Here is a 12,145-nt window from a genome sequence, read left to right as displayed (position 1 = left end):
GGACGGCCGATATGGTTAATCGCGCACGGACGCCGGGGGGCGTCGTGGTGGACTGTCGTGGAGCCGAGGGGCGGATAATGATCGAAGCCGTTGCACTGACGTATGGGATGCTGCTGAGTTTCGTGCTGACGGGCGCGTCGCGCAACCGCAAGCTGGCGCGCGCCAACCCGCCGATGCTGATGTACGTCGGCTACGTGCTGTTCGGGATCACCTGCTCGGTCGCGATCATGGCAGGCACCTATGCCGCGTGGGGCGTGGTGCGCGGGACGGCGATCTGATTCGCCGGGCTCGCGGGCGCGGTGCTCAGCCGCGCTTGCGGGCCTGCGCATAGGTGCCGAGCACGCGCACCCATTTCGAGTGGAAGCCCAGTTCCTCCATCGCGCGGTCGAACGCCGCGTCGCCGGGGCGCCCCTCGACGTCAGCGTAGAACTCGGTGGCGGCGAAGCTGCCGCCGCGCTGGTAGCTTTCCAGCTTGGTCATGTTGACGCCGTTCGTCGCGAAGCCGCCCATCGCCTTGTAAAGCGCGGCCGGCACGTTCTTCACTTCGAAGATAAAGGTCGTCATCCATGGCCCGTCGCCCGCCAGCGGCCGGGCGCCGCGCGCCAGCGTGACGAAGCGCGTGGTATTGTGGTCGGCATCGGCGATGTCGGTGGCGAGCAGCTCCAGCCCGTAGATCGCCGCGGCACCCGGCGGCGCGAGCGCGGCGATCGCGGGATCGCGCAGCTCCGCCACCATTGCCGCGGCGCCCGCGGTATCGGGGTAGTTGACCGGCGCGATGCCGTGCGCCTTCAGCCAATGCCGGCATTGGCCCAGCGCCTGCGGATGGCTCATCGCCTGTCGCACGCCGTCGCGCGGGGCATAGCCGATCAGCGCGTGGCGGATGGCCAGGAAGTGCTCCCCGGTGATGACCAGCCCGGATTCAGGCAGCAGGAAATGCATGTCGGCGACGCGGCCATGCAGCGAATTCTCGATCGGGATGATCGCGCAATCCGCCGCGCCGGTCTTCACCGCATCCAGCGCATCCTCGAAACTGAAGCACGGCAGCGGCAGCGCGGTCGGAAACGCTTCCTGCACTGCGACATGGCTGTTCGCGCCCGGCGCACCCTGGAACGCGACGGCCCGGTCGGGCGCCGCGGCGGCGGCCGCGGCCATGGCGGCGACGATCGGACGGGCGGGTTCGGCGTAACTTTGCATGGTCGCTGCGCGTAAAGTCCAAACCGGATCAGAACAAGGTCGCGGAGACGCGCGCCCCGTCGGAGGCGGACTCGCGCGGAGCGGCTTCTTCACCTGTTTGCGCGCGGTGGTACGGTGCTCGTGGGCGATCTTCCACGGCGTGCGGGATCGCTGTTTGACGAAGATTGGACCCACGAAGCGTGCGCGACGCTGCTCAAGCGCTTGCGATGCGGGATAGCCCTTTCTATGGAACGGTGAAGGAAGAGGGGCGAAACGGCGACATGGACGATCGGACCAACACGATTTTCGGCTGGGCGCTGGCGGCGGCGGGTACCGCGCTGGGGCTGTCGATCGCGGGCGGCATGCTGTTCCATGGCGAGCGCCCCGAGAAGCCGGGCTATGCCATCGAGGGCGTCGAGGAAGCCGGCGGTGGCGGTGGCGCCGCCGTGGTGCCGATCGCGGCGCTGCTGGGCGCGGCCGACCCCGCAAAGGGCGCTGAGGTGTTCAAGAAGTGCGCCGCGTGCCACACCATCAACCAGGGCGGCGCCAACGGCATCGGCCCGAACCTGTACGGCACGCTGGGCGAGCCGGTCGGGCAGGGCAAGGGCGGGTTCGCCTTCTCCGATGCGTTGAAGAGCGTCGGCGGAAATTGGGACTTCGAGAAGATGAACGCGTGGCTGACCTCGCCGCGCAAGTTCGCAAACGGGACCAAGATGACCTTCGCGGGTCTCGGCAATGCCGAGGATCGCGCGAACGTGATCGCGTACCTGAACCAGCAGGGATCGAACCTGCCGCTGCCCGCCGCTCCGGCGGCGGGTGCGCCAACGGATCCGGCCGTCGCGAACGTGACCGAGGCCACCAAGGGCGACACCGCCGACCTCGCGAACACCGGTACGCCGGCCTCGGGCGCGCCGTCGATCGATCCGGCAGCCAAGGATGGCAAGTCACTTGGCGTGATTCCGCCGGCCAAGCCGTAAGCGGCCCGTCCTCGATCGTGAGCCAGCGAGGCGATCCCGCGCAGGATCGCTTCGCCGGACCGTTCGACATTCGGCCGGACATTCCGAAGCGCCGCCATTACGAGCGTAGCGAAGCAAGCCAACGTTCCGCACGACGCTTTGGGTGGCTTCGCTACGCTTGCAGCGACCGGTGGAGGGAGCGAATCTGCCCGATCGTGGGAGCGCGGCTCGCCCGAACAGATCACGATTTTATCGGCGGGCAGTCCGGCACCCGCGAAGCGCTGAATGTCGATCCCGCCCAGGCTGGTCGCGATGCCGGCTTGGACGTGGGCGCAGGTTGGACGTGGGCACAGGCCCGTTTGGCCAGCCGTGCGAGCGTGTCGGGCCGGCTTCGAACCGGGGTTCTGTTTCTCCGCCACTATCCCGTGGAGAGCGGCGCGATCGACTTCCGAATGGTGTTCGGCCGGATGAAGCGTGAACGCCAGCTCCGCCTGAGGTTGATCGACATTCCGGATCGGACGCGGAACCAGCTTCGTTTCGGGATTCGGAGACGCGATATCCCTCCGCGAATTCAGCTGGCGTCATCCTTCTCGCGTCGGCCATAGATCACGAGGCGCCGGATCAGGCCACGCACCGGCACTCGGCGCTGACGACCGACGGTGGTCGTTTGGGCGTAACGCGCGACGACGCTCGTCGAAGTATGCGCGCGTCCTCAGGCAGGCCCGGACGCTTCGCTCCCTTACAGCCCGTCCAGCCACGTCGCGACCTGCGCCGCGATCGGGGCGAACACGCGGTCGTCGTCCGTGGCCGCCGGCGGCTGCCCTGCATCGGACGCGGTGCGGATCGTGATGTCGAGCGGCACCCGCCCGAGGAACGCGATCCCCGCTTCCGCCGCTGCCGCCTCCGCGCCACCATGCCCGAACGGATCGGATATCTCGCCGCAATGCGGGCACGCATAGCCGGCCATGTTCTCGACCAGTCCGATGATCGGCACGCCGGCCTTCTGGAACAGGTCGATCGCGCGGCGTGCGTCGATCAACGCGAGATCCTGCGGCGTGGAGACGATCACCGCCCCGGCCGGCCGATGCTTTTGCACCATCGTCAATTGCACGTCGCCGGTGCCCGGCGGCAGGTCGACGACGAGCGTGTCGGTCGCCCCCCAGTCGGCATCGATCAATTGTCCCAGCGCGCCCGCGGTCATCGGCCCGCGCCAGGCGATCGCGCGCCCCGGCTCGACCAATTGCCCCATCGACAGCAACGGCACGCCGTAGGGGGTGGCGACCGGCAGCAGCACCTTGTCGCGCGCTTGCGGGCGCGTCCCCTCGACCGCCATCAGCCGCGGCTGCGACGGACCGTAGATGTCGGCGTCGACCAGCCCGGTGCGCCGCCCGCCACGTGCCAGCGCGATGGCGAGATTGGCCGACAAGGTCGATTTGCCGACGCCGCCCTTGCCGCTCGCCACCGCGACGATGCGGCGCTGCGTGCGCTCGGCCGTGACGACGATGCGCACCTCGTGGCCGGGCAGCGCGGCCGCCATGCGCACGCTCGCCTCCAGCGCGTCGCGCGCCGACACGTCGAGACCGCTGGCGTCGATCACGACGCCGATCCGCTGTCCTTCGATTCGCACCGTGGCGCGGGCGCCCGCGACCGCGCGGACCGCCTCCACCACCCGGGTCGTGACGTCTTTATCGCTCATGGCCGCGATCCGTAGGCCCGTCGGCGCGGCTTGCCACTGTTTTTCGTCGGCGGCGCTCTTATAAAGACCTTCATGACCATCTTGCGACGCTGGTTCCGGCGCCCGATCATTCTTGCCGCCGACAATAACGGACCTTGGGGAGGCGGCGGCGACGACAGTGCCGGCCCGCGCAATCCCTGGTCGGTGCCGCCGGGCGGACGGCGCGCTCCGTCCAAGCCCACCGCGCTTGATGATTTCCTGAAGAAGGCCCGTGTCGGCGGGGGCGGCGGCGGCGGCGGCGGCGGTCGCCCGCAACTGCCGCTCGGCGCGTCGGCGCGGACGCTGTGGCTGATCGGCGTCGTCTTGCTGGTGGCGGTGTGGCTGTTGCTCACCTCTTTCCACCAGATCGGGCCGCAGCAGCGCGGCGTCGTGACCTATTTCGGGAAATATTCGGGGATGCTGGAGCCCGGCATCCGCCTCACGCTGCCCGCGCCGATCGTCAACGTGACGAAGGTCGATGTCGAACAGGTGCGCACCGACGAATTCCCGCAGGACGGCGGCGAGACGGTGCTGACCGGCGACCAGAACATCATCGACCTTGCCTATACCGTCCGCTGGCGCGTGTCGGACCCGCGCAACTACGTCTTCGAGATCAAGGATCCGCAGGAGACGGTACGCGCGACCGCGGAGAGCGCGATGCGTGCGGTGCTGGCCACCACGCAGATGAACGAGGCGATCGGCGCCGGTCGCGGCACGATCGAGGCCCGCGTCACGCAGGTGATGCAGCAGATCCTGGACAGCTATCAGGCGGGCGTTCGCGTGCAGGGCGTGTCGATCAAGCAGGCGTCGCCGCCGGCGGCACTTGTCGATGACTTCAACGCGGTCACCGCCGCGCAACAGGAAGCGGTCGGGAACCTGAACAACGCGCGCAGTTACTCGCAGCAGGTGATCGCGCGCGCGCAGGGCGAGGCATCGGCCTTTGACCAGGTCTACGCGCAATATCGCCTCGCTCCCGAAGTGACGCGCCGCCGCATGTATTACGAGACGATGGAGGCCGTGCTGGCCAAGACCGACAAGACGATCGTCGAGACACCGGGCGTGACACCGTATCTGCCGCTGGACCGCGCGAAGAAGCTGGTCGAACCGACGCAAGGCGCGTCGACCACCGCGCCCGCTGTCGCGGCGCAGGGAGGGCAGCGCTGATGTCGCAGTGGATGCGTAACCCGATCGCAGCGGGAATGCTGGCGTTGGTGGTGGCGATCCTCGCCGCGGCGACGTTCGCGATCGTGCCCGAGACGCAGCAGGCGGTGGTGCTGCGGCTCAACAATCCGGTGCGGCTGGTCAACCAGTGGCAGCCCGGGCAGACGATCGGTGCCGATGGCGCCGGCCTGATCGCGCGCGTGCCGTTCATCGACAAGATCGTGTGGATCGACAAGCGCGTGCTCGACGCCGACCTCGACAATACGCTGGTGCTGTCGACCGACCAGCTGCGGCTGAACGTCGACGCCTATGCGCGCTTCCGGATCGTCAATCCGTTGCGGGCGGTGACCTCGACCGGCAGCACCTCGAACACCGAGGAACGCGTCGCCGACCAGTTGCGCCCGCTGCTGGGCACGGCATTGCGCAACGAACTGGGCAAGGTGCCGTTCGCGGTGCTGCTCAGCCCGGAGCGTGGCGCGGTGATGGACGCGATCCAGAACTCGCTGCAAAGCTCGGCACGTCAATACGGTGCCGAGATCGTCGACGTCCGCATCAAGCACGCCGACTTGCCGGAGGGCAGCCCGCTGGACAGCGCGTTGCAGCGGATGCGCACCGCGCGCCAGCAGGAAGCCAACACGATCCGCGCGCAAGGGCAGAAGCAGGCGCAGATCGTGCGGGCCGAGGCCGATGCGCAAGCCGCGCGCGTCTATGCCGACGCGTTCAGCAAGGATGCGGACTTCTACGATTTCTATCGCGCGATGCAGAGCTATCGCCACACGTTCGGCGCCGATGGCAACACGCCGCCCGAAGGGTCGACCAATATCATCATGAGCCCGAACAATGGCTATCTTCGCGCGTTCGAGGGGGGAGGCCGTTGATTCGTGCTGACGACGTCGTTCATATTCAAACGCCGTTCATCGCGATTGCGGCACAAGATGCAGAATATTCATCACTTTCGGATCGGGTGACCAAAAGGACATGAAAACCGTGCGTTATGCTTACGCCCTGACCGGCGCCCTTTTGCTTGGCGGCACTGCGGCGTCCCTGGCCTTCCAGAATCCGGCGACCGCCCAGATCGCGCAAAACGAACCGGGCGCGATCAGCGCCGCCGCGCCGCGTGGCGGGGCACCGATGAGCTTCGCCGACATGGTCGCCAAGCTCCAGCCGGCGGTGGTCAACATCTCCACTACCCAGAAGGTGACCGTCCAGCAGCAGGCGAATCCCTTCGCCGGTACGCCGTTCGGCGACCTGTTCGGCCAGTTCGGCGGCGGCGGCGGTGGTGGTGGCGCGCCGGTGACCCGCGAAGGCCAGTCGCTCGGATCGGGCTTCCTGATCTCGGCGGACGGTTATGTCGTGACCAACAACCACGTCATCGCCCCGGCGGCCAAGGGCGCGACGGTCGAGTCGATCACCGTTACGCTGCAGGATCGCAAGGAATATAAGGCGAAGCTGATCGGCCGCGATCCGACTTCGGATCTGGCGGTGCTGAAGATCGTTTCGCCGACCCCGCTGCCGTTCGTGAAGCTGGGCGATTCGACCCGAGCCCGCGTCGGCGACTGGGTCGTCGCGATCGGCCAGCCGTTCGGTTTGGGCGGCACGGTGACCGCGGGCATCGTCTCCGCGGTGCATCGTTCGACCGGTCAGCCGGGTCCGTTCGACACGTTCATCCAGACCGACGCTGCGATCAACCAGGGCAACTCGGGCGGTCCGATGTTCAACCTGAACGGCGAAGTGATCGGCATCAACAGCCAGATCTATTCGCAGTCGGGCGGCAATATCGGCATCGGTTTCGCGATCCCTGCGACCGAGGCCAAGCCGATCCTCGCCACGCTGATGAAGGGTGACACGGTCAAGCGCGGCTATCTCGGCGTCGGTATTCAGCGGATGACCGACGACATCGCCGGCGCGCTGGGCCTCCCCAAGGACCAGGGCGAGATCATCGGTCGCGTCGAGCCGGGTGGTCCGGGCGCGAAGGCGGGGCTGCGCGCGGGCGACGTCGTGGTGGCGATCAACGGCGAGGCGGTGACGCCGGAGCGGACGCTGTCGTCGCTGGTCGCGAATGCGGCGCCGGGTTCGTCAATCCGCCTCGACGTGATCCGCGACGGCAAGCGCCAGACGCTGAACGCGACGGTCACGACGCGGCCGACCGACGATCAGATCGCCGCATTGACCGGCGGTGAGGACGGTGAAGACGGGCTGCCGGGCGACGACGACAGCGGTACGCAGACAGCGCCGGCGTCCAGCTCGATCGGGATCGCGGTACAACCGCTGACTCCGCAGATCGCGCGCTCGCTTGGTGTCGACTCGACGGTGCAGGGCGTGGTGGTCGGGGCGGTCGATCCGTCCAGCGACGCCGGGCAGAAGCTGAAGCGAGGCGACGTGATCTCCGCGGTGAATTCGCAGCCGGTGCGCACCGCGGCGGACGTCGCGCGGATCGTCGCCGCGGCGAAATCGGCGGGGCGGCCATCGGTGCTGCTCAACCTGACGCGCGGGCGCACCAGCGGCGTCTTCATGGCGGTGAAGATCAAGTAAGGCGTACGCCGGGCGACACTGGTCAAACGGGCCGCCGCACCGCATGGTGTGGCGGCTCTTTTGTTTGGGACGCGGCGGATGGCAGACGGCGGCATTTTCATCGGCGCAGGCGAGGGTGGAGCGTCACCGCAACGGCTGGAACTGGCGCGCGCCAATCGCCACGGGTTGATCGCAGGCGCGACCGGCACCGGCAAGACCGTGACCTTGCAGGGTATCGTCGAGGGCTTCTCCGCCGCCGGCGTCGCCTGTTTCCTCGCCGACGTGAAGGGCGACCTGTCCGGGCTCGCGATGCCGGGATCGGCGACCGCCAAGACCCATGCCGCCTTCGCCGCGCGCGCCGCGGAGATCGGGCTGGCGGACTGGCATTATGCCGACATGCCGGTGCAATTCTGGGATCTGTTCGGCGAGCAGGGGCATCCGGTACGCACGACGATCAGCGAGATGGGGCCGCTGCTGCTGGCGCGGCTGATGGGGCTGAACGCGGTGCAGGAAGGCGTGCTGACGATCGCCTTCCACGTCGCGGACGAAGAGGGGCTGCTGCTGCTCGACCTCGACGACCTGCAGGCGATGCTGGCGCATTGTGCCGAGCGCGCCGACGAACTGACGACGCGCTACGGCAACGTGTCGAAACAGTCGGTCGGCGCGATCCAGCGCTCGCTGCTGCAACTGCGCGCGCAAGGCGCGGAGCATTTCTTCGGCGAGCCGGCGCTGGCGCTGGACGACCTGTTCGGCAGCGACGATCGTGGGCGCGGGCTGGTCAATATCCTCGCCGCCGACAAGCTGATGGCCTCGCCGCAGCTTTATTCGACCTTCCTGCTGTGGCTGCTCGGCGAATTGTTCGAGCATCTCCCCGAGGTCGGCGATCTCGACAAACCCAAGCTGTGCTTCTTCTTCGACGAGGCGCATCTGCTGTTCGACGAGGCGCCGGCGGCGCTGCTCGACCGTATCGAGCAGGTGGTGCGATTGATCCGGTCGAAGGGCGTGGGCGTCTTTTTCATCACGCAGAACCCGATCGACGTGCCCGATGCGGTCGCCGGACAGCTCGGCAACCGCGTGCAGCACAAGCTGAACGCCTTCACCCCGCGCGATCGCAAGGCCGTGCAGGCCGCGGCCGAGACGTTCCGCGCGAACCCCGGCGTCGATGTCGCGACCGCGATCACCGAACTGCGGACCGGCGAAGCGCTGGTCTCACTGCTGCAAAGCGATGGCGCGCCGTCGCCGGTCGAACGCACGCTGATCCGCCCGCCGGCCAGCCGCGTCGGTCCGGTGACTCCCGAGGAGCGCCGCGTGCTGATCCAGACCGACGCGATCGGCGCGAAATACGACACGCTCGTCGACCGCGAATCGGCGGAGGAACTGCTCGCGACCAAGACGCAGGAGGCGGCGGCTGCGGTCGCGGCGGCGCGTGCATCGAGCGCTGCGAAAAAGGCGGCGGCGGTACAGGCGAAGGAAGACGCCCGCGTCGCGCGCGAGGCCGAGCGCGCGCAACGCACCGCCACGCGCGAGGCGGCGAGCGACCCGTGGAACCGTGCGATGACGTCGGCGACGCGCTCCGCGTCATCGGCCGTCGGCCGCGCCGTCGCCAACGAGGTGACCAAGGCGGTGTTCGGATCGTCGCGGCGACGCGCCGGCAGCGGTGGCGGGCTGCTGGGGCAGGTGATGCGCGGCGTGCTCGGTGGCCTGATGCGGCGTTGACCGCGCAGGGACGAGCGTCGTCCATCGCCGGATCGCGACGCGTTGAGTTGCCTCGCTATGCTCGCATCGACGATGGCGGGCCTGTATCGCCGTGCGCTGTTTGCAGGTCCGGCGCGCGGTGACGTGGCCGCGCTTTTCCGCTAAGGCGGCGCGCATGACGACCGACTACGACCGCCCGCTGCTGACCCCACCCGACGGGCACAAGAAGGTGCTGCTCCATTCGTGCTGCGCGCCTTGTTCGGGCGAGGTAATGGAGGCGATGACCGCCAGCGGGATCGACTATACGATCTTCTTCTACAACCCGAACATTCACCCCAAGGACGAATATATCCTGCGCAAGGAGGAGAATATCCGCTTTGCCGAAAAGCACGATATTCCTTTCGTCGATGCCGATTACGACACCGTCAACTGGTTCAGGCGGGCGCGCGGGATGGAGTTCGAGCCGGAACGTGGCGCGCGGTGCACGATGTGCTTCGACATGCGTTTCGAGCGGACCGCGCTTTATGCGCACGAACATGGCTTTCCCGTCATCACCTCGTCGCTGGGGATTTCGCGCTGGAAGAACATGACGCAGATCAACGACTGCGGCGAGCGCGCGGCGGCGCATTATCCCGACATCGCCTATTGGACCTTCAACTGGCGCAAGGGCGGCGGTGCGGCGCGCATGATCGAGATTTCGAAGCGCGAGCATTTCTACCAGCAGGAATATTGCGGCTGCGTCTATTCGCTGCGCGATACCAACGCGCACCGCGTGTCGCAGGGGCGCGAAGAGATCCGCATGGGCGAGATGTTCTACGGCGAAGAAGCCGCAAAATAATCGTCATTGCGAGCACAGTGAAGCAATCCAGGGCGTCCTGATCCGGCTCTGGATCGCTTCGCTACGCTCGCAATGACGGCGGGAGCCTACCGCACCCGTTCCGCCACCAGCGTGTCGACCACCGACGGGTCGGCCAGCGTCGAGGTGTCGCCGAGGCTGCCGGTGTCGTTCTCGGCGATCTTGCGCAGGATGCGGCGCATGATCTTGCCCGAGCGGGTCTTGGGCAGGCCGGGCGCGAACTGCAGCGCGTCCGGGCTGGCGATCGGCCCGATCTCGTTCCTCACCCACTGCCGCAGTTCGGTGCGCAGGTCGTCGGACGGCGCGACGCCGGCGTTGAGCGTCACGAACGCGTAGATGCCCTGACCCTTCACCTCGTGCGGCATGCCGACCACTGCGGCCTCCGCGACGTTCGTATGCGACACCAGCGCCGATTCGACCTCTGCGGTGCCCATGCGGTGGCCGGAGACGTTGATGACGTCGTCGACCCGCCCGGTGATCCAGTAATATCCATCGGCATCGCGCCGGCAGCCGTCGCCGGTGAAATACTTTCCGGGGTAGGTGCTGAAATAGGTCTGGAAGAAGCGCTCGTGATCGCCCCACACCGTGCGCATCATGCCGGGCCAGCTGTCGATCAGGCACAGATTGCCCGCTGTCGCGCCGTCCAGCACCGCGCCGTCGGCATCGACGATCTGCGGCTGGACGCCCGGCAGCGGCTTCGTCGCGGAGCCGGGCTTCAGGTCGGTCGCATAGGGCAGGGGTGAGATCAGGATGCCGCCGGTCTCGGTCTGCCACCACGTGTCGACGATCGGGCAACGCTCGTCGCCGACGACGCGGTAATACCAGTTCCACGCCTCCGGATTGATCGGCTCGCCGACGGTGCCGAGCAGCCGCAGCGAGGTGCGGCGATGCTGTGTGACCCAGTCGTCGCCCTCGCGCATCAGCGCGCGGATCGCAGTGGGGGCGGTGTAGAGGATGTTGACGCCGAGCCGGTCGATCGTCTCCCACAAGCGCCCGTGATCGGGATAATTGGGCACGCCGTCGAACATCACCGTCGTCGCGCCGTTGGCCAGCGGACCATAGACGACATAGCTGTGCCCGGTGACCCAGCCGATATCGGCGGTGCACCAGAACAATTCGCCGTCGCGATAGTCGAACACGTCCTTGAACGTCTTGGTCACCCACAGCAGGTAGCCGCCGGTGGTGTGGAGCACGCCCTTGGGCTTGCCGGTCGATCCCGAGGTGTAGAGGATGAACAGCGGGTCCTCGGCGTTCATCGGCTCGGGCGCGCAATCGTCCTCGACGTCGCACAGCGCATCGTGCAGCCACAGGTCGCGGCCCTCGGTCATGGCGACATCGCCGCCGGTGCGACGGATGACCAGCACGTGCCCGACGCCGGGGCAGTGTGCCAGCGCCTTGTCGACATTGGCCTTCAACGGCACGCGCTTGCCGCCGCGACAGCCTTCGTCGGCGCAGATCACGACGCTCGAGTCGCAATCCTGGATGCGGTTCGCGAGGCTGTCGGGGGAGAAGCCGCCGAACACGATCGAGTGGATCGCGCCGATCCGCGTGCAGGCGAGCATCGCCGCCGCCGCCTCCGCGATCATCGGCAGGTAGAGCGTGACCCGGTCGCCCTTCTTCACGCCCAGCTTCTTCAGGACATTGGCAAACCGGCACATGTCGCGGTGCAGCTCGCGATAGGTGAGCGTCTTGGTCTCGCCGGGCTCGTCGCCTTCCCAGACGATCGCGGTCTGGTCGCCGCGCGTCGCAAGGTGGCGATCGACGCAATTGGCGGAGACGTTGAGCGTGCCGTCCGCGAACCAGCGGATGCGGAAGTCGGCCTCGTCGAACGACGTGTCCTTCACTTGCGTGAACGGCGTGATCCAGTCGATCCGTCGTGCCTCCTCGCGCCAGAAGCCGTCGGGATCGGCGACCGCGCGCTGCCACGCAGCATCGGCTCCGGTGCGGTCGATGCTGTCGCCGGTTCCGGTGGGGGCGGGGTACACGGTGTCACTCATGCGTCTCTCCTATGCGGATTCCGATGACGTGTAAGCGGGCGACGGGTCAAGACGGCGACACCTAGCCATCGTCATATCTCTG

At 67.6% G+C, this 12,145-nt stretch carries 10 protein-coding genes; 7 read left to right on the top strand and 3 right to left on the bottom strand.

Annotated features, from left to right (window positions below; genetic code table 11):
- The first annotated feature begins 77 nt into the window (after positions 1 to 77).
- Complete coding sequence (locus tag SPHPHY_RS0113205) at positions 78 to 278, top strand: hypothetical protein (protein ID WP_022687161.1); 201 nt, start codon at positions 78 to 80, stop codon at positions 276 to 278.
- A gap of 25 nt (positions 279 to 303) precedes the next feature.
- Here SPHPHY_RS0113205 and SPHPHY_RS0113200 read toward each other — a convergent pair whose 3' ends face one another.
- Positions 304 to 1,194 (bottom strand): prephenate dehydratase, encoded by an 891-nt coding sequence (locus SPHPHY_RS0113200; protein WP_022687160.1) that lies wholly within the window; start codon positions 1,192 to 1,194, stop codon positions 304 to 306.
- A gap of 260 nt (positions 1,195 to 1,454) precedes the next feature.
- Here SPHPHY_RS0113200 and SPHPHY_RS0113195 point away from each other — a divergent pair, with 260 nt between their 5' ends.
- Positions 1,455 to 2,150, top strand: coding sequence for a c-type cytochrome (locus SPHPHY_RS0113195; protein ID WP_022687159.1), 696 nt, complete (start codon positions 1,455 to 1,457; stop codon positions 2,148 to 2,150).
- Between the two features lie 718 nt (positions 2,151 to 2,868).
- On the opposite strand, the gene SPHPHY_RS0113190 is transcribed toward SPHPHY_RS0113195, so the two are convergent.
- Positions 2,869 to 3,825, bottom strand: a complete 957-nt coding sequence (locus SPHPHY_RS0113190; protein WP_022687158.1) for an Mrp/NBP35 family ATP-binding protein — start codon at positions 3,823 to 3,825, stop codon at positions 2,869 to 2,871.
- A 72-nt stretch (positions 3,826 to 3,897) separates the two neighbouring features.
- On the opposite strand from SPHPHY_RS0113190, the gene hflK reads away from it, so the two are divergent.
- From hflK to SPHPHY_RS0113160, 5 genes are all read left to right on the top strand, one after another.
- Positions 3,898 to 5,007 carry a protease modulator HflK gene (gene hflK / locus SPHPHY_RS0113185; protein WP_028056893.1) on the top strand — a complete coding sequence of 370 codons (1,110 nt, stop codon included), beginning with the start codon at positions 3,898 to 3,900 and terminating at the stop codon, positions 5,005 to 5,007.
- The gene (gene hflC, locus SPHPHY_RS0113180) at positions 5,007 to 5,882 is read left to right on the top strand and encodes a protease modulator HflC (RefSeq protein ID WP_022687156.1); all 876 of its coding nucleotides are present in this window, start codon (positions 5,007 to 5,009) and stop codon (positions 5,880 to 5,882) included. The genes hflK and hflC overlap by 1 nt, the downstream gene beginning before the upstream one ends.
- Before the next feature lie 109 nt (positions 5,883 to 5,991).
- A complete protein-coding gene (locus tag SPHPHY_RS0113175) occupies positions 5,992 to 7,536 on the top strand; it encodes a Do family serine endopeptidase (protein ID WP_028056892.1) in 1,545 nt (514 codons plus the stop codon).
- A 78-nt stretch (positions 7,537 to 7,614) separates the two neighbouring features.
- Entirely contained in the window at positions 7,615 to 9,231 is a 1,617-nt protein-coding gene (locus SPHPHY_RS0113170; protein ID WP_022687154.1) for a helicase HerA-like domain-containing protein, read from the top strand.
- A gap of 154 nt (positions 9,232 to 9,385) precedes the next feature.
- Positions 9,386 to 10,048, top strand: coding sequence for an epoxyqueuosine reductase QueH (locus SPHPHY_RS0113160; RefSeq protein ID WP_022687153.1), 663 nt, complete (start codon positions 9,386 to 9,388; stop codon positions 10,046 to 10,048).
- A gap of 86 nt (positions 10,049 to 10,134) precedes the next feature.
- Here the strand turns inward: SPHPHY_RS0113160 and acs are convergent, their stop codons facing one another.
- Positions 10,135 to 12,063: an acetate--CoA ligase gene (gene acs, locus SPHPHY_RS0113155; protein ID WP_022687152.1), complete on the bottom strand. Its 1,929-nt coding sequence runs from the start codon at positions 12,061 to 12,063 to the stop codon at positions 10,135 to 10,137.
- Positions 12,064 to 12,145 lie beyond the last annotated feature (82 nt).

The organism is Sphingomonas phyllosphaerae 5.2, assembly GCF_000419605.1.
Taxonomy (GTDB): Bacteria; Pseudomonadota; Alphaproteobacteria; order Sphingomonadales; family Sphingomonadaceae; genus Sphingomonas; species Sphingomonas phyllosphaerae_B.
This window is presented reverse-complemented; position numbering and strand designations above follow the sequence as displayed.